We start from the raw sequence: 17,715 nt of genomic DNA on the forward strand, positions 1-17,715 counted from the left end.
TTCCCTAGGGCAGATCGGCGTGCATCGGCGCCGGCCGGGCGCAGCCATATCTGAGGTCGATACGCTGGCCTATCTCTGCTGAAGAGATGATCGATTCCATGATTTCCAGGACATGGAGGGAAAGATCGAGGCTGGCGCGGTGTTGCCTGCCGGAGACGATCGCCTGCGCCATGTCGGCGAGGCCGAGGCCCCGGTAATTGCCGTCGCCATAGGAATGGATCTGACCGGCCACCGTCCAGTCGCCCTTGCGCTGGCTCGTCCTGACGTCGCCCTGGAACTGGTTGGGGTCGGAGACGATCATCGAGCCGGTGGTGCCGTAGAGCTCAATGTGATTGTGATCGTGCTTCCAGACGTCGAAGCTGGTGGTGATCGACACCGCCGCGCCATTCTCGAATGCGAGCAGGCCGGAAATATGGGTCGGCACCTCGACCTGGATGGTTTCGCCCTGGCGCGGTCCAGAACCGATGGTACGAGTGGCATAGGATGACTTCGCCTGCCCGGTCACCGACTTTACCGGGCCTAGGAGATTGACCAGGCAGGTCAGATAGTAAGGTCCCATGTCGAGCATCGGCCCACCGCCGGGCTGATAGTAGAAATCTGGATTGGGATGCCAGAGCTCGTGGCCGGGCACCTGCATGAAGGCAGAGCCGGCGACAATGCTTCCAACGGTGTCCTCATCGACCAGCCGCCGCGCCGTCTGGTGGGAGCCGCCAAGAAAGGTGTCGGGTGCGCAGCCGATACGCACGCCCTTTTCGCGTGCGGCCGCGACGAGCCGCTCCGCGTCGCTGAGCGTCGTTGCTAGCGGCTTCTCGGAGTAGACGTGCTTGCCTTGCCCGACAGCCTGCAAACCGACCGGCACGTGATGCTGCGGCGTGGTCAGGTTGAGCACGATCTCGACGCGGGGATCGGCTAACAGCGCCTCGATCGGCATGGCAGCCAGGCCGTAGGCCGCTGCCTTGGCCTCAGCTGCCGTCCGGTTGATGTCGGTGACGCCGACAATGTCGAGCACCGGGAATTGTGGCGACGCCTTCAGATAGGCGTCTGAAATGTTGCCGCAGCCAATGATGCCGACACCGATCCTCCGCATGGGCTTCTCCTCAAAAGGCGGCATTGATGAAACAGCAGAACTCGTTTGTCACCCCCTTTTCGGCCAGGCGATGTTGTCCCGTGAAAAGGATTTACCTCGAGAGCCTCAGAACCGCGGCCCGATCACAATCGCGCGCCTATGCGCGAGCCGCTTGCTTTCGAGGTCGAACGCCCGGTACTCAGCAACACTGCTTCATGTAGCTTGCTCGACATTCTTGATGCCGGCGTTGAGCACTGCACCGATTTTCACCGGTAGAAGGACGCACATGATCCGCCCACAAGGAACCATCGCACCGATCCTGACGCCGTTCGAAAGCGACGGCCGCATTGCCCGCGACCTCTGGATATCACACGCCAAGTGGGTGCTGGATCAGGGAGCGCATTTCCTGTCGCCGTTCGGTACCACGGGCGAGGCGTTGTCCGTCTCGTTGCGCGAGCGCATGCAAGCGCTGGAGTGGCTGGTCGAGGCCGGCATTTCGCCAAGCCATCTGATGCCCGGCACCGGTGTCACAGCACTTGCCGAAACCGTCGAGCTGACGGCGCATGCGGTCGGTCTCGGCTGTGCCGGGGTGATGGTGCTGCCGTCGTTCTTCTATACGGCCGCCGGCGACAACGGACAGGCCCGCTACTACAGCGAGCTGATCGAACGGGTGGCGAACCCGGCGATGAGGATGATCCTCTACCACATCCCGCAGAATTCCGGCGTACCGGTGAGCCCGGCGCTGACCGCCCGGCTGAGCGAAGCGTTTCCCGATGTCGTGGTGGCCTACAAGGACAGTGCCGGTGACTGGAACAACACCGCGGCGGTCATTGCGGCAGCCCCAAAGGTCGCGGTGTTTCCGAGCTCGGAAGCACAGCTGACGAAAGGCCTCGCCAACGGTGCTGCGGGGTGCATCTCGGCGACGGTCAATCTGAATGCGGCAGCGATCCGGGCCCTCTATGACGCAACGCTGGCGGGAGAGGACATTACTGACGCGGAGGCCGGCATCAAGGCGTTCCGCAAAATCATCCAGGATGCCGGCCTCATCGCTGCGATGAAGGCGGTCCTGTCAGCACGATCGGGCGACAGGCGCTGGCTGAACCTGCGCGCGCCGCACGAGAATGCAACGCAGACCAGCGGCGAAGCTTTGCTCGCCGCTCTCGGCCCGCTAGCCGACCATATCGGCCGGAGCTGACTATCGGGCAGCGTTCAGGGCGGCAGCAGCGCGTATCAGCGCCTTGAACGCATTCTCATTTATAGCCTCGCCCTCACGGATATCGATGGCGCGCCTGGTGTTGCCTTCGAGGCTGGAGTTGAACAGGCCTGAAGGGTCCTGCAGCGAGGCGCCCTTTGCGAAGGTCACTTTCACGACGTTCTTGTAGGTCTCGCCAGTGCAGATTATTCCGGCGTGCGACCACACCGGAACGCCTCGCCACTTCCACTCCTCGACCACTTCCGGGTCGGCCTGCTTGACCAGAGCGCGGACATGCGAAAGCGTCTGGCCTCGCCAATCGCCCAGCTCGCTGATCCTCGCATCTATCAGCTGAGAGGGAGAGTTGCCTGCATTTCCTTCCATCGAGCCACTCTTCATCGTCATTGTCGCTTTCCCTAGGGTTGTTGCCGCTCGCCCGTCACATGAATACCGCTAGTCGGCACCTGGTTTGCGGGAATGACTGGCATTCCCACTCACATTCGCTCGCCCGGCAATTGGCTGGCTTGCTTCACCCAGGCGGCCAGTTGAGTTTCGTCCAGCTGGTCGTCCTGGCGGATATCGAGGTAGCGCACGTCCTTGTGCTTGGACTCGCCTGGAGGGACAGGATGCAGCGACGCGCCGCGGAAGAAAGCCAGCTTGATGTACTTTGTGAAGCAATGGAAGTTGAGGAACCAGCCTTGACCCTCTACGCCATAGAAGGGCGAGTTCCATTTGACGGCCTTGCGCACGTTGGGCACGCTGCGCACGATGAGCGCGTCGAGGCGGCGCCCGACGTCGCGTTTCCAGCCCGGCATGGCCGCGATGTAGGCTTGCACAGGGGCGTCGCCATCGGCCTTCGCTATCTGCGGGTTGCCGCCTGCGAGGAGGACCGGCTTGGCAGCGGCAGGGTTGGCGGCGGGCTTCTTCGCGACCGCCAATGACCTGATGGACGTCTTGTTGGCCATGCGTTCACTCCAATGCGCCGGTGCCCCCTGCGTTGCGCCAGTGGGAGCGTAAGGCAGCACGAACATGTACAGACCGGTAAGCAGGAGCAAGCCGAGCGGAAACAGCGGCAAAAGGTATACCCAGTAGGCGGGTTCCTTGCCTGCTCCCAGGCTGATGAAGATAGCGGCGACGACCGCCGCAAAGATAATCGACAGCCAGCGGTGGATCTGCCGAACCCATTTGTTCCAATCCATTGAGACCTCCTCTGAAGACGAACCGAAGCGGATCGGCGGCCCGTTTGGCGACTCCCGCCGGGCAGCCACGCCACTGAACGCGTGCCTTACCAGCGCGCCAGCTGGGTGATTTGAACGACATTGCCGCAGCCGTCGTTCAGCTGGGCGATGGTCGAGCCGGTTACTTCGGTCGGCGGCATGGTGAATTCGGCGCCGCGCGCTTTGATACGCTCGTAGTCGCCCATGATGTTGCCGCTGAAGAACATGACCGCGGGCTGGCCCTGCTGGAACATGGCTTTCTGGTAGGTCTTTGCGGCCGGGTTGTCATTGAGCGCGAGTTGCAGCTCGGCACCGTCCGGCTCGTCGGGTGATGCGACGGTCAGCCAGCGAAACGGCCCATTGCTGAAATCGGCCTTCTTCGTAAAGCCGAGCGTTTCGGTGTAAAAGCCCAGAGCCTTTTCCTGGTCATCCACGTATACTTTGGTCAACTTGATCTTCATTGGCTTGCCTCCATTATCGCCCCGCCATCTGCCGGTCTGTAACAGAGCCCCTGCTTGAATAGCGCCCGCGGACCTCAGTCCGTCCGCGCCAGAACCTGCTCCAGATCGTCAAAGAACCTCGGCCAGCCGACTTTGGCACCCCGGAAGTAAGGCTGCTGATCCGGCCGGAAGCCCGACTGCTCCATGCGCAAGCGGACCCCGGTACTCGTGGGGGTGAGGGTCCAGGAGACGACACTCTTGAGATCCTTGGTATCCCACGTGTAAGTCAGCGTTCTGTTCGGCTCGACCGTCCGGACCTGACATTCGACGGAGCCCCAGGCCGCGTGAAGATTAAAACGGTGGTCCGCGACAGGCTTGAAGTCGTTTTTCATGAGCCACTCCTCGATCAAGTGTGGTTGCGTGAGCGCGCGCCAGATCTTCTCGGGCGGATAAGCGATCTCCCGTTCGACAACGACGGAGAGTGTTTCGGTCGACGTTCGGTTCACTGGTCCATCCTTTTGAGCAGGTCTTCGAGGTCGTCGAACCGGCTCTGCCAGAACCCGGTCATCTGGCTTGTCCAGTCGATCAGGGGGGCAAGCGCAGCAAGCTGCGCGCTATAGTGGGTCTGTCGTCCTGCATGGCGGTCGCGCACCAGCCCCGCCTGCCTCAAAACCCCGAGATGCTTCGACACGGCCGGTTGCGAGATCCCGGCCTGAGCCGTCAGAGCCCCGACCGTCTGCTCTCCTTCGCGACACAGTCGCTCAAAAATAGCGCGCCGAGTCGGATCGGCAAGCGTTCTGAAGAGTACATCGTGAGCGTTTGGCATTGGGATCGATAACCCTTCGGCTATTGATCGATGTATAACCATTGGGATATGTATTAGTCAAGCGGAAAGCGGCATAATTCTCGTTACAGGAGCGATCACCTGCTTCGCTCACGCAGCCAGTTGCTCATTCGCCGTACTCTGCGCTGGAATCGTCAAGCGTGATGCGCTATATGACCATCTACATGGTCAGGAGCGTGACATGGACGTGGTCAATCTGGCGGACGCCAAGGCACATCTGAGCGAGCTCGTCGACCGGGTCGAGGCTGGAGACTCGATCGACATCACCCGGCGTGGCAAGCCGGTCGCCCGACTCACGGCCGTGGCCCGCCCCCGCAGGCGGATCGACGCCGTCCTGCTCCAATCCCTGACCGCAACCATGCCTCTGCAGGCTCAGGCCGCCGCCGATCTGGTGCGATCGATGCGAGATGGCGATCGCTATTGATGCTTTATCTCGACACTTCGCTGATCGTAGCAGCGCTATCCAACGAAGCCATGACCGCGCGCGTTCAGGGCTGGCTGGCGGAGCAGGACCCAGCGCAACTTGTGATCAGCGACTGGACCATCACCGAGATGTCCTCCGCCATGGCGATCAAGCTTCGGACCGGACAGATTGACCTGGAGCAGCGCGCAGCAGCGCTCGCGATGTTCAACAAGCTGGTCGCCGAGAGCTTCACCGTGCTGCCGGTGACGGGCGGGCATTTTCGGGTCGCCGCGAAATTCGCCGATCAGCATACGCTCGGGCTTCGTGCTGGCGACGCCCTGCACCTCGCGACGGCATCCGAGCATGGCGCCACGGTGAGAACCCTCGACCAGCGGCTCGCCGAGGCAGGGCCGATACTCGGCGTGCCGACGCAGTTGCTGGCATGATCAAGGCTCCTCCTTCAAATGCATATATCCCAAGTTGCCTTGATCTCGACCACTTCTGGATATACATGTCTCCTGGCGTATATCTAGGAGAGGAAGTGGCATGCAGGTCGCCAAATGGGGAAACAGTCTTGCGGTCCGCCTTCCCGCCGCTGTGGTCGAAGCGCTTGAACTCAGGGAAGGCGATGAGATCGAAATCCATGTCGCTGACGCCCGCCAGCTTGGCGTGGCGCGGAAGCCCGGGCGCGAGGAGTTGCTGAAGCGTCTCCGCGCCTTCCGTGGTCGGCTCCCCGCTGACTTCAAATTCGATCGGGACGAGGCGAATGCCCGTTAGTTTTTTTGATACCAATGTCCTACTTTATATCGCGTCAAGCGATACGGCGAAGGCTGATCGGGCCGAGGCGGCCATCGCTGCTGGCGGGGCGATCAGCGTGCAGGTTCTCAACGAACTCGCCAACGTCGCGCGTCGGAAGATGCAAATGTCATGGACCGACACGCATGCGCTGCTGACCACGCTGCGCGACCTGTTGACGGTTCATCCGCTCACGCTCGAGACCCACGAAACAGGATTGAGGCTCGCCGAGCGGTACAGCCTTTCTACCTATGACGCGATGATCGCGTCCGCGGCGATTCACGCTGGCTGCGATACACTTTTGTCAGAGGATATGCAGCACGGAATGGCGCTCGGCGATGGCTTGCGCATCGTTAATCCCTTTCGCGTTGCGGGTTGATCTCGCTCATTGAAGGCGGCTTTCGGCCCTGCCGAGCGGCGTTTCAGGCACCGAGGGCGATGCTTCAACCACAAGCGTCGGCGCGGGCGAGGAGAAAGGCCGCTTCCCGCGCGTTGCGGGTGAGCTTGGCCGCCGCCTCGAATTCGGCGCGGGCCTCGGCCAGCCGGCCGGCCCGAAACAGAAAGTCGCCCCTCGCTGCCGGCAATGGCGCATAGTTGCGCAGGGCGGCGGCGCCGGCAATCTCGTCTACCAGCCGCAGGCCCGCCTCAGGCCCGAAGGCCATGCTGTGGGCGACCGCTCGATTGAGATCGACCACCGGCGAGGGCATCACTGCTCGCAGCCGGTCGTAGAGCGCTGCGATGCGGGGCCAATCGGTATCGGCCGGACTGCGCGCCCGCGCATGGCAGACTGCAAGCGCGGCTTGTAACGCATAGGGGCCATCGCCCCCGAGAGCTTCGGCGCGGGCCAGCGCGTCAAGGCCCCGGCGGATCAGCAGTTGGTCCCAGCGTGCGCGGTTTTGCTCGGTCAGGGTCAAGAGGGCGCCGTCCGGCCCGATGCGTGCGGGCAGGCGCGATGCCTGGATTTCCATCAGAGCCAGCAGGCCGAACACTTCGGCATCCTCGGGCATCAGCCCCGCCAGCATACGGCCCAGCCGTTGTGCCTCCAGGCACAGGCCCGGCCGGACAAGGTCGTCGCCGGCCGTGGCAGCATAGCCTTCATTGAAGATGAGATAGATGACCTCCAGCACCGAGGACAGACGCGCCGCACGCTCGGCACCGCGCGGCACCTCAAAGCTGAGCCCGGCCTTTCCGATCGTCTTCTTTGCGCGGACGATGCGCTGGGCGATCGTCACCTCGCTCGACAGGAAAGCACGGGCGATCTCGTCCGTCGTCAGACCGCCGATGACACGCAGCGTGAGCGCCGCGCGGGCGTCGGCCGAAAGTACGGGGTGGCAGGCTGTGAAGATGAGGCCCAGCAGCTCGTCGCCAAGATCGTCGTTGATGGCCATTTCGATCACCTCGGCCGCGCCGTTGCACTCGCCGTCAAGCTCCCGCGCGATCTCTTCATGCTTGCGCTCGCGCATCTTGTCGCGACGGATCGCGTCGATGGCGCGGCGTTTGGCGACCGTCATCAGCCAAGCGCCGGGATTGGCCGGCACGCCGGCCCTGGACCATTCAGACAGAGCTATGACCAGGGCGTCTTGCACCAGCTCCTCTGCAAGGTCGACATTGCGCACGAGGCGGACCAGACCCGCGATGAGCCGGGCCCGTTCAATGCGAAAAATCGCTTCGATCGCCTGGTGCGTCTCGCCTGCAGTCATGCTGCCTTGTCGGCCAAAGCCATAACGGAGGCAAGCAGATTGCGGCCGACAGTCTCGGTTGCCGCTGAGCTTCTCGCGCGTTCGGTCATGGATTTCCGTGACCTCCGGCGTCAGATTCTCATTGCCAATCAGCCATCTCGTACAGCGGCCGGATTTCGATCTCGCTCGGTCCCGGCATGGGATTGGGGCAGCGCTTCACCCAGGCGACCGCCTCGTCCATGTCCTTGACTTCCCAGAGCCAAAAGCCGGCGACCAGTTCGCGGGTCTCGGCGAAAGGCCCGTCGATGACCGTCCGGCGGGGACCATCGAACGCAACGCGCTTGCCCTGCGAGGAGGGCTTGAGGCCGTCGGCGTCGAGCAGGATGCCGGCATTGCGCAGCTCGTCGTTAAATCTGCCCATCGCCTCCATCGCCTCCTTAGCCTCGGGTGTGGGGAGAAAGCCCTTTTCGCTGTCCTCGGTAGCCTTCACGAGCACCATCACACGCATCGTCTGTCTCCTTGTTTGAGCCGGCCTCATAGGCCGGCATCGGAACGACGAACGGAGTTTAGGAAATCGACATTGTCCTGCAAATTTTTTTCGACGGTTGAGGCGCGGGACGCCAATGGCCGCTTCCGGGTCAGGAATCGCGACGGTGCGATATTGAGATTGGGCGCTTGACGGGCGCCCGAGTCACAAGCTCGAACACGAGTTTCAAGAACGCGTTGATCGGGCGAAGCTCCTGCTACCCTTCAGACGGCCGCGAATGAACCTGTGAACCGGCTTGTGATCGGCAATCCGTAGCGGCATCAGGCGTTATCCGGCTGAAACTCCGTCTTCCGAGACGATCCCCGCGCCCAGCCGCGTTCGTTGCGCTGCTCTTGGACCTGACACGCATGAGTGGCCCGCCTAAACCATTTCGGGACGTTTTGAAGCCTCGCGGATCGCCTTGTGCACGCTGCGCTGCAAATCCATGAAAGCCGGGGTTTCCATGACCTCTTCCCGGCGCGGGCGCTCGATGTCGACATTGAAGGTCTGCATGATGCGTCCCGGGCCGATCCCCATCACAACGATGCGGTCGGACAGGTAGACCGCCTCTTCCACATCATGGGTGACGAAGAGCACGGTGAGCCTGTGCTCCTCCCAGATCTGCGTCAGGAGTTCCTGCATCTGATGCCTGGTCAAGGCATCGAGCGCGCCAAAGGGCTCGTCCATCAGAAGCATTTTGGGTCGATAGGAAAGAGCACGCGCTATAGCCACACGTTGCTTCATGCCGCCCGAAAGCTCAGACGGATAGCGATTGGCGCTGTGCGGGAGCTTGACCAGATCGAGATGCTCGCGTGCTATCCTGCGGCAGGTCGCGCGATCATGACCCGCGGCCTTGAGCGCGAACTCGATATTCTGCTGCGCCGTCAGCCAGGGAAGCAGGGTGTAGGACTGGAAGACGACGCCGCGGTCGAGACCCGGCTGCAGGATCGGCGAGCCATCGATGGCAAGATCTCCTGCGTCGAAATCCTGCAGTCCGGCAACGATCGACAGCAGCGTGCTCTTGCCGCAACCCGACGTGCCTACCAGCGAGACGAACTCGTTGTCGGCAAGATCGAGATTGATATCGCGCAACACTTCCGTGCGCCGCGCGCCCGTGCCGAAGCTCTTGTGGAGACCTTTGATCCCCAATTTGGGCAAACTCATCGGCCCGGCCTCATTGCACGTGGCCCTCCTGCCGGAACAACACTTTTCCCAGTGCCTTCATGACCTGGTCGGTGATGAGACCAAGCACGCCCAGCAGCAGGATGTAGCCGATGATGGTGTTTGTCTGGAAATAGCGCTGGGACACGGTGATGCGGTAGCCGAGGCCTGATGTCGCCGCGACAAGTTCCGCCAACACCAGCCAGGTCCAGGCCCAGCCGAGACTGATGCGCAGCGTATCCCAGATGCCCGGCAAGGCGCTGGGAACCACGATGCGCGTCAGGATCTTGCGATCCGGCAGGCCGAGCGTCCTGCCAAGGCCAATGAAATCAGCGGGAACCCGCTTCACATTGTCCATGATCATCAGCACCTGCTGGAAGAAGGTGCCGATGAAGATGATCAGGAACTTCTGCGCATCGCCCGTCCCGGACCACAGGATGGAGAGGGGCACGAACGCGACCACCGGCATGTAGCGGATGAAATCCACAAGCGGCTCGATCGCCGCTTCCCAGGTCCGGAAGCTGCCGATCAGCACGCCAATCGGAATCGCCAGGGCCGAGGCGATGAGGAAGCCAATGGAAATACGGTATATCGAGGTCCTGAGATCCAGCCACAGCGTGCCGTCACCCGCGAGCTTGCCGAGTTGGGTCACCACGCTTCCCGGCGAGGGTAGGAAAATCGGCTTTACCAGCCCAAGCCCCGTTGCCGCCCACCAGGCGAGGCCGAGGCCGGCAAAGACGGCCACCGCTATCATCAGGAAGCGCGAGCGTGCGATAGGCGCGCCGATCCCGGAGGATCGGCGACGGCGCATCGGCTGTTTGGTCACCGGCCCCGGTGCTGCGTGAGACGGGCTTGGCTTGGTCGCACGCTGCTCGGACATTTGCGTCACCACCGCGAGCCGGCCCTCGTCATTTCGCGGCCTTGACGAATGACGGGTCGATCATCTGCTCCGGCGTCACGTCCGCCTGAAGCAGCCCGGCGTTCTTGGCGGCCGCCTCGACATCGGCGAATGTCTTGGTGGAAAATTCGCCCGTCAGCGCATCCTTGTTTTCGGCGAGAGTATAGTAACGCACGCCATCAAAGGCGGTGTTGAGGTCTTCGACGCTCGAACCGACCGCCTTGGAGATGATCGCCCGGCCGTCGGGCGTGTCGGCGTTGTAGGCCTTCAGGGCCGCATCCCAGGTCTTGATCATGGCAAGCACCTGGCCGGGACGCGACTCGATCACCTCATCGCGCACCACGAACACGTCGCTGATCAGGCCGGGATCTTCGCCCGCGGTGAAGAGCAGCTTGACATCCTTGTTCTGCGCCCTGGCCGCGGTGAGATAGGGCTCATAGGTAACCGCGACCGGCACCTGGCCAGCGATCAACGCACTGCCGGCATCCGCCGCCGGCATCGGAACCGGCTGGACATCGGCGATGGACATGCCGTTCTTGGCCAGCGCGTATTTGAGCAGGATGTCGCTCGTCGTGCCTTCCTCGAAAGCGACCTGCTTTCCCTTGAGGTCAGCGACGGAGGCGATGTCCTTGCCGGCGATCATGGCGTCCGCCGTCATGCTGACGTCGAGCAGAAGCACGATCTTCACCGGCAGGCCGGCCGCAACCATGCCCATGGCCGTGTGGGTCGCGATATTGGCGGCATCGAGCTGGCCGCTGGCCAAGGCGGCGTTGATGTCCTTGTCCTCGGCGAAGTTCACGATCTGTACGTCGGACAGCCCGTTTGCCTTGAACAGACCCTTGGCTTCGGCGACGTGCCACTGGCCGTAGCCAAGCCATGGCTCGATGCCGATCTTGAATGTTCCTGCCTCAGGCGTCGCCGGAATGGTTGTATCGGCCGCGTAGGCCGCCGGGGCGAACCCGACGGCAGCAACCATAACGAGTGCCCGAAATTGTCCTGCTAGGTTACGCATCGTCTTGTTCCCCTTGATGATCAGGCCGCTTTTTTTGAACCAAACATCCGGCCTGGTGAGAATGCGGGCTTCTGCTCTTGCGGCACCGTGCCTCGGCATCTTAGCGTCAGTTCAACCGAAGTGCGACGACACTTCAACGTCAGCAACAGCGGATGTCAAGGCTAAATACATACATGCATATACAAGTCAGACCTCTCTGAATCGCTTCACTGCGATCAGGTTTTTTTGGACGGAGAATACCGACTGCCAAGCGAGTAGCGGCTTCCAACGTAAGTCAGCTTGCTGATCGTGGCAACGACGGCGCCCGTCCATGTCCGGCGATGCAGAAGCAGGCAGCAGCTGCCGGCATCGATGCCCAGATGCCGCGCCGTTTCGGCATCGGCAGGGGTCGCCGAAATGATATGCTCGACCTCCGTCACCGGGGTTTTCTGCATGAGATAGTCGTAGGTTGCTGTCCTGGAAAAATCCTGCTTGTCATAGTCGGGTATCAGGCCCGGGTTGACGAAGCGCTCTTCCAGTTGCACAGGCAGGTCGTTCTCGAAGTTGACGACAATGGAATGATAGATCGACACGCGCTTTGCGAACTCGAACGAAAGCGCGAGTTCCTTTGTCGGCATGATCTCTTCGAGGACGATAACCGCGGAGCGATGCCTGTTTCCCCGCGCGACAATTTCCGCTGCGATGTTGTTGATTTCGATCAGTGCGGATTGCGGTCGAGGTGGCGCGATGAATGTGCCGACGCCCTGGAGCCGGATCAGAAAACCCGCAGAGGTCAACTCCCGCAAGGCACGATGAACCGTCATCCGAGACACGCCGAGTGTCGCCACGAATTCATTTTCGGACGGCAGCTTCCGATCCTTGCTCCATCGCCCCGTTCCGATGTTCGTCAGGATGTAGTCCTTGACCTTCTCGTAAAGAGGGCTGGCGGTGTCGGGCAAAGAGATCATTTCAAAAATCCTTTCCGGCAACGTTCGGAAATCACACGCGCCCGGCAGACCGCATCCGGATGATTGTTTTCAAGCCATCGCCCTGCCCCGCCAACAGCCGCTCATAGGCTGCGGGAACATCATCCAGACCGATCTCGCGGTCGATCAGTTCGACCATGGGCTCGGTCAATTCGCCGAGCATCCGGATGGCGTCGGGAAGCTCATCTGCAAAGGCGTGGCATCCCAGCAATGTGATTTCGCGTTCAACCAGGATGTTGGGATCGATATCGAGGCGCCCATGGAATATGCCGACCATCGCAACGGTGCCGCCGGCATCGAGAACGCCGAGCAGCTGGCAGAGTACTGCGATACTGCCGGTCGCTTCGACGGCAGCGAGCAAGGGGGCATCCGCGGTCGCCGCGGCAATGGCGTCCCGGTTCAAGTCGACGATGCTGGCGTCTGTCACCCGCGCCACCCGGGCGCATCGGCCAGGGTTGCGATCGGCGACGAGCACGGTACCTGCGAAGGTTCGAGAGAGCAGCAGCGCGGCAAGACCGCCAATGGTGCCGCAGCCGACGACAAGAACGGAGCCGACCGTTTTCGGCAGACGCCGCACTGCATGCAACGCTACAGCCAGCGGCTCGGCCATCGCCGCGACCCGTTCGTCAAGCGCGGTATCGACGACGTGCAGCAGGCGTGCGGGCAGGACCGCTTGTTCGGCAAATCCGCCGTCGCATATTTCGCCAACAAAGCCCAGCGACGAGCAAAGATGCCGCCTGCCTGCATGGCATTGCGCGCACTCTCCGCACCAGAAGCGGGAATCGGCGACCACTCGGTCGCCAACAGCTACGGTGTCCACGCCCTCGCCGATGGCGATCACCGTGCCTGTCAGTTCATGGCCTGCCGTCGAAGGCGACCGGCTTATCCACTGGCCCGTGCGGAAGTTGTGGAGATCGGAACCGCAGATGCCTGCGGCATCGACCCTCAGCTTCACCCAGCCCACCTCGGGACCGCCTGGCGCGGCGATATTCTCGACGCGCAAGTCGCCGGGTCCATGGAGTCGTGCCGCCCTCATCGTCATCGTTTCCGCTCAGCCGGCGAGATAGCGATCGCGGATCTCCGAAACCGCGTTCTCGTGCGAGCTGAACCCTTCGTAACGGGCGAGCCTGCGGGCATGCAGTGCGAGTTCCGGATAGGCGGCCGAGGTCACATAGCCGACTGATGATCTCTTGACGAAATCCGTCACAGAAAGCGGTCCGAAGGTTCGCGCCCACCGGCTGGTCGGCAGCACCGCATTGGGCCCGAGGACGAAGTTGGCGAGGGTCACCGGGGTATGCGGCCCCATGAGGATCTCGGCAGCTTCTGTGATACGTCCGAGATGCGCAAATGGCTCCGTTGACAGAATCTCGAGATGCTCCGGCGCATAGTCGTTGATGAAGCGGTAGCTGTCCTCCAGCGATTCGGTCAGCACAATACCGCCGCGTTTTCCGGTGAGCACGGCGCGCGAGAACTCCACGCGCTGTTCGGTCATCCGGGACCAGTGTTCCGGTATCGCAATCAACGCGGCTTCGGCGACCTTGCGGCTGTGCGTCACCAGATAGGCGGACGAATCCGGCCCGTGCTCGGCCTCGATCAACAGGTCAAGAGCGGCCAGGCCGCCGTCGATGCTGTCATCGGCAAAGATGATCGCTTCGGACGGACCGGCGGGGAGACCCGTGTTGACGATCGGGGACAACACGCTCTTTGCCGCCACTACCCACGGGCTCCCCGGTCCGACGATCTTGACGGCGGGCTTCACAGTCTCGGTTCCATAGGCGACAGCGGCAACCGCATGGGCGCCGCCGCACTTGTACACGGTCTCCACGCCGGCGAGGCGGGCGGCAACCAGCGTCGCGGCATCGACGGAACCATCCGAAGTCGCAGGCGTCACGATCGCGATCTGCGGAACCCCGGCAATCACCGCCGGAACCGAGGTCATCATCGTCACCGAGGGGAAGGCGCCTTTGCCGCGCGGAACATAAAGCGCAACCGAAGCGATCGGTGTGTATCGGTCACCCGCATAGGCGCCAGGCCGAACTTCCTTGAGCCACATCGTCTCCGGGCGCTGCTCCTCGTGGAAATGCCTTATGTTCTCGATGCCAAACCGGATACTCTCCACGACATCCTTGTCGACCTTGTCGAATGCCGCATCGAACTCCGCTTCCGAAGCTTTCAGTCCACCGTCGGCAACATCGGCTTTGTCGAGCTCGCGCGCAAACCGGAGCAAGGCCGCGTCACCTTCATTCTTGACGGCCTGGATGATTGGACGGACCTTTTCGATGAAGGAAGACAGATCTCCTTCGGCGCGTTTAAGTAAATTGGCGCGCTGATCGACACTGAGGGATGACAGGCGGTGGAAGCTGACGTCAGACATGGCGGCTCCTTTTCTTAGTACGCAATCACGGTTAGCGCTTGTCGATCACTTCTGGGACACGTCTCCAGTCCCTGAAGCCTTCAAATCGATGCGAGAAAGCCTCCATCCACGGGAATGGACTGGCCCGTTATGTAGGCTGCCGCATCCGAAGCGAGGAACACCGCGATTCCGTGCAGGTCCGAGAGATCACCAAAACGGCGCTGCGGAATCTTGGCGAGCATCGATTGCTGCCATGCCTCGTTGCTGTAGAACACGTCTGTCATCGCTGTCCTGAAATAGCCAGGCGCGATGGCGTTGACCCGGATCCCGAGATCGGCCCACTCCGCCGCAAGCGCCCGCGTCATGCCGAGGAGGCCTGATTTCGACGAGCCGTAAGGCACCGCCGTGGGAATCCCGACCTCGGAGGTCAACGAGCAGAGATTGATAATGACGCCGGGCCGTCCGGCGTCTCTCATCTGCCGCGCGGCGGCTTGGGCGCAGAAGAAGGCGCCTTTGAGATTCGTATCGACAATCCTGTCCCACAAGGCCTCGTCGACATCGAGCGAGGGCCGGACCTCTTCCACACCCGCATTGTTGACGAGAATATCGAGACCTCCGAGCAGGCTGCCGGCCTCGGCTGTCGCCGCCCGGCATTGGTCGACATCGGTGACGTCCAGGGCGATGGCATGCGCGGCCCCGCCGGCAGTGCGGATGGCGGCCACCGTCTCCTCGAGCGAGGCCACGCTGCGCGCCGTGATCGCGACGTCGGCGCCGGCTGCGCTGAGCGCCTCGGCGATGCTGCGCCCGATGCCACGGCTTGCGCCGGTTACGAGCGCCTTCCTGCCTGACAGGTCGAAGAGAGATGCGTTGCGCATGTCATCCTCCTTGGTAATGTCGCGCTTGGACCGATCGCGTCGAGACTATCCGAATGCAGCTTATCTATACAAGCATGTACATCATGGCGGTAGTGCGCCATGCGGAACTTTGCTTGTCAGAGCGGCAGCGTATTGGCCGGCATCGGACCGGTCTGCGCGGTTCGCCGCAGCCCATCTGGAGTTCATCGGGAGGATAGATGAAGCGCGCAGTAGACCACGACGCGATGAGCGTGGTTGGTTATACCACCCCCTGGAGTGCCAAAGCAGGCCAGCAGATCAACCTCAGCCTGTCATGCGATCGGCCGATAAAGGCCACACGAATTTGCCGACTCGACAAGCCGGCTCCGGAATTTCTGGCCTGGTCCATCGAAGCGGTGGGTGAACCACGGCATCGGCATTTCGACCAAGGGTCGTTCCTGTTCGTGCGAGCCGGCGAACTGGCCAAAGTACAAGCCGTCCACGGCATTCGTTTTGAGCTGTTCCTCACGCGCAACGGAGGTGCGCGTACGATCCTGGAAGCAGGCGCCCTCGGGCTGCGCCTCCGCGACGGCGCATTTGCCCTGGAAATCGGCGGCGAAACCTTTGTCGAGAGGAAGGCGCCAACTGGTGTGTGGCTCACTGTCGAGTTGGATCTGCGGCAGGAGCAGCCGCGTCTGCGGATCAAATCGCATGATCTCCTCGCGCCTTACGAACTTCGTGAAGGTTTTGGCAGCCCTGCGCGGAACCTTCAAGCGCACGGCATCCATTTCGGCGCAAGTGCTACTCACCACGAACCTACCCTCAACGCGAAATTTGCCGCGATCCGGCTCGAGACACCGCAGGGGACCATTGCCTGGGATTTCCCGACGCTGTTACCAACGCAGCCGATCCTGTCGTCGGGCAGAGCAGATCCGCTGCTCCTCGATGTGATCAATCAGCCAGCCTTCTGCATGACTTCGGCACGCTGGGACGGATCGAGCTTCGAACCTCGCTTCGTGCCGTCGCACTACGACGCTATCCATTGCCACGACGACGACATCGGCCCGCTTGAGTGGCCGGCATCGCACTGCGTGACAATCCCTGAAAACGCACGCCCAGGCGTCTACGCGTTCCAGATCGAATGGGAGGATAGCTACGAACGCGTGGTGTTCTTCGTCACCTCATCACAGGTTTCGTCGCCGCTGTTGTATCTCGTGCCGACGGCCACCTATCTCGCTTATGCGGACGAATATCTCCCAGATCATCTTTATGAATGGAAAAGCGACGACCGGGGACATCGCTTCGCGGTCGCCAACAATCTGAAGTCTCTTTACGACTACCACTCCGACCTTAGCGGCGTTTCTATCTGCTCCTACAAAAAGCCGAAAGTGACGCTCAGGGACGATTACGATTATCCCCTCTGCGGCTGCCCACACAATTTGCCGGTCGATCTGCACTTCCTCCGATTCTGCCACGACAATGGAATCGTGTTTGACGTCATGACCGATCATGATTTGCACGAATGCGGTATAGACGGTCTGCGTGGACACCAAGCGGTCGTCACCGGCAGTCATCCCGAATATATGTCGATCGAGATGGAGCAGGCGCTGCGGCAGTTTGTGGCCGAAGGCGGCAGCATCGCCTATCTCGGCGGAAACGGCTTCGCCGCCACTGTGGCTTTCAAGGACGATCTGATGGAGCTGCGGCGCTCGCCGCTGGAGGCCGGCCGCACGTGGGACGGCCCGGTCGCCGAACAAGCGCTGTCGATCACCAACGAACCAGGCGGCTATCTCCGCTCCCGTGGCCGCGGCGAATTCTCGCTGATCGGTGGCGCGATCTCACTGATGGGATTCGAAGGCGCACGCCCCTTCACGCGCACTGACGAAAGCCATGAAGCAGGATGCGCATGGCTGTTCGAAGGCGTTGAAAATGCGACCTTCGGTTCGGACGGCATCGTGCTGGGCGGTGCCGCGGGCTACGAAGTGGATGCGACGGATCCAGCCCTCGGCACATCCGCGGACACCGTCGTGATCGCGCGTGCGACGGGATTTCCCGACAGCTTCTTCCAGGATCCGACGCGCTGGTGCGAGGGCGGGGATACGCAACGCATCGCCCGCCGCTGCGCCGAAATGACCCTGCGAAAGCTCGCAGCAGGCGGCTTGATCTTTTCGGCAAGCTCGGTTGCCTGGTGCGGCGCGCTGCCAGCCGCAGGCGCCATGAACGATGTCGGCAGGATCACGTTTAATCTGCTTAACCGCCTCGGCGCGACGAAAGGAGAACCCGGCCGAGAAAATCGATAAGCTGATTGGTCTCATTACGAGAAAGACCGCA

Annotated in this window: 21 protein-coding genes; 6 read left to right on the forward strand and 15 right to left on the reverse strand. The window is 62.0% G+C overall.

What is annotated here, in order from left to right:
* Window positions 1-4: 4 nt before the first annotated feature.
* A complete protein-coding gene (locus NKI22_RS07115; protein ID WP_352715947.1) occupies window positions 5-1,087 on the reverse strand; it encodes a Gfo/Idh/MocA family protein in 1,083 nt (360 codons plus the stop codon).
* A 265-nt stretch (window positions 1,088-1,352) separates the two neighbouring features.
* Between NKI22_RS07115 and NKI22_RS07120 the strand changes: the two genes are divergently transcribed.
* The gene (locus NKI22_RS07120) at window positions 1,353-2,261 is read left to right on the forward strand and encodes a dihydrodipicolinate synthase family protein (protein ID WP_352715950.1); all 909 of its coding nucleotides are present in this window, start codon (window positions 1,353-1,355) and stop codon (window positions 2,259-2,261) included.
* On the opposite strand, the gene NKI22_RS07125 is transcribed toward NKI22_RS07120, so the two are convergent.
* The 5 genes from NKI22_RS07125 to NKI22_RS07145 form a co-directional block, all read right to left on the reverse strand.
* A complete protein-coding gene (locus NKI22_RS07125) occupies window positions 2,262-2,663 on the reverse strand; it encodes a DUF1801 domain-containing protein (RefSeq protein ID WP_352482862.1) in 402 nt (133 codons plus the stop codon).
* 89 nt (window positions 2,664-2,752) lie between these two features.
* Window positions 2,753-3,223 (reverse strand): DUF1801 domain-containing protein, encoded by a 471-nt coding sequence (locus NKI22_RS07130; RefSeq protein ID WP_023716564.1) that lies wholly within the window; start codon window positions 3,221-3,223, stop codon window positions 2,753-2,755.
* A gap of 320 nt (window positions 3,224-3,543) precedes the next feature.
* Complete coding sequence (locus NKI22_RS07135; protein ID WP_352958322.1) at window positions 3,544-3,936, reverse strand: VOC family protein; 393 nt, start codon at window positions 3,934-3,936, stop codon at window positions 3,544-3,546.
* A gap of 74 nt (window positions 3,937-4,010) precedes the next feature.
* Entirely contained in the window at window positions 4,011-4,421 is a 411-nt protein-coding gene (locus tag NKI22_RS07140) for an SRPBCC family protein (RefSeq protein ID WP_352715955.1), read from the reverse strand.
* A complete protein-coding gene (locus tag NKI22_RS07145) occupies window positions 4,418-4,741 on the reverse strand; it encodes an ArsR/SmtB family transcription factor (protein WP_023716560.1) in 324 nt (107 codons plus the stop codon). The genes NKI22_RS07140 and NKI22_RS07145 overlap by 4 nt, the downstream gene beginning before the upstream one ends.
* 199 nt (window positions 4,742-4,940) lie before the next feature.
* Here NKI22_RS07145 and NKI22_RS07150 point away from each other — a divergent pair, with 199 nt between their 5' ends.
* From NKI22_RS07150 to NKI22_RS07165, 4 genes are all read left to right on the forward strand, one after another.
* Window positions 4,941-5,183 carry a type II toxin-antitoxin system Phd/YefM family antitoxin gene (locus tag NKI22_RS07150; protein ID WP_352493885.1) on the forward strand — a complete coding sequence of 81 codons (243 nt, stop codon included), beginning with the start codon at window positions 4,941-4,943 and terminating at the stop codon, window positions 5,181-5,183.
* On the forward strand, window positions 5,183-5,608 hold the full coding sequence (locus NKI22_RS07155; RefSeq protein WP_352482869.1) for a type II toxin-antitoxin system VapC family toxin: 426 nt from the start codon (window positions 5,183-5,185) through the stop codon (window positions 5,606-5,608). The genes NKI22_RS07150 and NKI22_RS07155 overlap by 1 nt, the downstream gene beginning before the upstream one ends.
* 100 nt (window positions 5,609-5,708) lie before the next feature.
* Window positions 5,709-5,939 carry an AbrB/MazE/SpoVT family DNA-binding domain-containing protein gene (locus tag NKI22_RS07160; RefSeq protein WP_023676182.1) on the forward strand — a complete coding sequence of 77 codons (231 nt, stop codon included), beginning with the start codon at window positions 5,709-5,711 and terminating at the stop codon, window positions 5,937-5,939.
* A complete protein-coding gene (locus tag NKI22_RS07165) occupies window positions 5,929-6,336 on the forward strand; it encodes a PIN domain-containing protein (protein WP_352715958.1) in 408 nt (135 codons plus the stop codon). Before NKI22_RS07160 ends, NKI22_RS07165 begins: the two co-directional genes overlap by 11 nt.
* A 64-nt stretch (window positions 6,337-6,400) precedes the next feature.
* Here NKI22_RS07165 and NKI22_RS07170 read toward each other — a convergent pair whose 3' ends face one another.
* The 9 genes from NKI22_RS07170 to NKI22_RS07210 form a co-directional block, all read right to left on the reverse strand.
* On the reverse strand, window positions 6,401-7,657 hold the full coding sequence (locus NKI22_RS07170; protein WP_352715960.1) for an RNA polymerase sigma factor: 1,257 nt from the start codon (window positions 7,655-7,657) through the stop codon (window positions 6,401-6,403).
* Between the two features lie 118 nt (window positions 7,658-7,775).
* Window positions 7,776-8,144 carry a YciI family protein gene (locus NKI22_RS07175; RefSeq protein ID WP_352547395.1) on the reverse strand — a complete coding sequence of 123 codons (369 nt, stop codon included), beginning with the start codon at window positions 8,142-8,144 and terminating at the stop codon, window positions 7,776-7,778.
* A 399-nt stretch (window positions 8,145-8,543) separates the two neighbouring features.
* The gene (locus NKI22_RS07180; protein ID WP_352493882.1) at window positions 8,544-9,326 is read right to left on the reverse strand and encodes an ABC transporter ATP-binding protein; all 783 of its coding nucleotides are present in this window, start codon (window positions 9,324-9,326) and stop codon (window positions 8,544-8,546) included.
* A gap of 10 nt (window positions 9,327-9,336) precedes the next feature.
* On the reverse strand, window positions 9,337-10,134 hold the full coding sequence (locus NKI22_RS07185; protein WP_245278504.1) for an ABC transporter permease: 798 nt from the start codon (window positions 10,132-10,134) through the stop codon (window positions 9,337-9,339).
* 97 nt (window positions 10,135-10,231) lie between these two features.
* Window positions 10,232-11,233 (reverse strand): ABC transporter substrate-binding protein, encoded by a 1,002-nt coding sequence (locus tag NKI22_RS07190; protein WP_352547393.1) that lies wholly within the window; start codon window positions 11,231-11,233, stop codon window positions 10,232-10,234.
* 215 nt (window positions 11,234-11,448) lie between these two features.
* A complete protein-coding gene (gene hutC, locus NKI22_RS07195) occupies window positions 11,449-12,180 on the reverse strand; it encodes a histidine utilization transcriptional repressor HutC (RefSeq protein WP_352937251.1) in 732 nt (243 codons plus the stop codon).
* A 31-nt stretch (window positions 12,181-12,211) separates the two neighbouring features.
* Window positions 12,212-13,234, reverse strand: a complete 1,023-nt coding sequence (locus NKI22_RS07200) for a zinc-dependent alcohol dehydrogenase (protein ID WP_352791308.1) — start codon at window positions 13,232-13,234, stop codon at window positions 12,212-12,214.
* A 15-nt stretch (window positions 13,235-13,249) separates the two neighbouring features.
* Window positions 13,250-14,572, reverse strand: a complete 1,323-nt coding sequence (gene hisD / locus NKI22_RS07205) for a histidinol dehydrogenase (protein WP_352482878.1) — start codon at window positions 14,570-14,572, stop codon at window positions 13,250-13,252.
* Between the two features lie 80 nt (window positions 14,573-14,652).
* A complete protein-coding gene (locus NKI22_RS07210; RefSeq protein ID WP_023716546.1) occupies window positions 14,653-15,426 on the reverse strand; it encodes an SDR family NAD(P)-dependent oxidoreductase in 774 nt (257 codons plus the stop codon).
* Between the two features lie 197 nt (window positions 15,427-15,623).
* Between NKI22_RS07210 and NKI22_RS07215 the strand changes: the two genes are divergently transcribed.
* Window positions 15,624-17,684, forward strand: a complete 2,061-nt coding sequence (locus NKI22_RS07215; protein ID WP_352493881.1) for a N,N-dimethylformamidase beta subunit family domain-containing protein — start codon at window positions 15,624-15,626, stop codon at window positions 17,682-17,684.
* Window positions 17,685-17,715 lie beyond the last annotated feature (31 nt).

The organism is Mesorhizobium sp. M0778 (assembly GCF_040320105.1).
Taxonomy (GTDB): domain Bacteria; phylum Pseudomonadota; class Alphaproteobacteria; order Rhizobiales; family Rhizobiaceae; genus Mesorhizobium.

Excerpts from the sequence above, each read along its gene's own strand:
- NKI22_RS07160 (WP_023676182.1), top strand. The coding sequence starts at position 5,709 with ATGCAGGTCGCCAAATGGGGAAACAGTCTTGCGGTCCGCCTTCCCGCC.
- NKI22_RS07155 (WP_352482869.1), top strand. The coding sequence starts at position 5,183 with ATGCTTTATCTCGACACTTCGCTGATCGTAGCAGCGCTATCCAACGAA.
- NKI22_RS07190 (WP_352547393.1), bottom strand. The coding sequence starts at position 11,233 with ATGCGTAACCTAGCAGGACAATTTCGGGCACTCGTTATGGTTGCTGCC.
- NKI22_RS07125 (WP_352482862.1), bottom strand. The coding sequence starts at position 2,663 with ATGACGATGAAGAGTGGCTCGATGGAAGGAAATGCAGGCAACTCTCCC.
- NKI22_RS07175 (WP_352547395.1), bottom strand. The coding sequence starts at position 8,144 with ATGCGTGTGATGGTGCTCGTGAAGGCTACCGAGGACAGCGAAAAGGGC.
- NKI22_RS07170 (WP_352715960.1), bottom strand. The coding sequence starts at position 7,657 with ATGACTGCAGGCGAGACGCACCAGGCGATCGAAGCGATTTTTCGCATT.
- NKI22_RS07185 (WP_245278504.1), bottom strand. The coding sequence starts at position 10,134 with ATGCGCCGTCGCCGATCCTCCGGGATCGGCGCGCCTATCGCACGCTCG.
- NKI22_RS07150 (WP_352493885.1), top strand. The coding sequence starts at position 4,941 with ATGGACGTGGTCAATCTGGCGGACGCCAAGGCACATCTGAGCGAGCTC.
- NKI22_RS07200 (WP_352791308.1), bottom strand. The coding sequence starts at position 13,234 with ATGAGGGCGGCACGACTCCATGGACCCGGCGACTTGCGCGTCGAGAAT.
- NKI22_RS07180 (WP_352493882.1), bottom strand. The coding sequence starts at position 9,326 with ATGAGTTTGCCCAAATTGGGGATCAAAGGTCTCCACAAGAGCTTCGGC.
- NKI22_RS07120 (WP_352715950.1), top strand. The coding sequence starts at position 1,353 with ATGATCCGCCCACAAGGAACCATCGCACCGATCCTGACGCCGTTCGAA.
- hisD (WP_352482878.1), bottom strand. The coding sequence starts at position 14,572 with ATGTCTGACGTCAGCTTCCACCGCCTGTCATCCCTCAGTGTCGATCAG.
- NKI22_RS07145 (WP_023716560.1), bottom strand. The coding sequence starts at position 4,741 with ATGCCAAACGCTCACGATGTACTCTTCAGAACGCTTGCCGATCCGACT.
- NKI22_RS07210 (WP_023716546.1), bottom strand. The coding sequence starts at position 15,426 with ATGCGCAACGCATCTCTCTTCGACCTGTCAGGCAGGAAGGCGCTCGTA.
- NKI22_RS07130 (WP_023716564.1), bottom strand. The coding sequence starts at position 3,223 with ATGGCCAACAAGACGTCCATCAGGTCATTGGCGGTCGCGAAGAAGCCC.
- NKI22_RS07115 (WP_352715947.1), bottom strand. The coding sequence starts at position 1,087 with ATGCGGAGGATCGGTGTCGGCATCATTGGCTGCGGCAACATTTCAGAC.
- hutC (WP_352937251.1), bottom strand. The coding sequence starts at position 12,180 with ATGATCTCTTTGCCCGACACCGCCAGCCCTCTTTACGAGAAGGTCAAG.
- NKI22_RS07165 (WP_352715958.1), top strand. The coding sequence starts at position 5,929 with ATGCCCGTTAGTTTTTTTGATACCAATGTCCTACTTTATATCGCGTCA.
- NKI22_RS07135 (WP_352958322.1), bottom strand. The coding sequence starts at position 3,936 with ATGAAGATCAAGTTGACCAAAGTATACGTGGATGACCAGGAAAAGGCT.
- NKI22_RS07215 (WP_352493881.1), top strand. The coding sequence starts at position 15,624 with ATGAAGCGCGCAGTAGACCACGACGCGATGAGCGTGGTTGGTTATACC.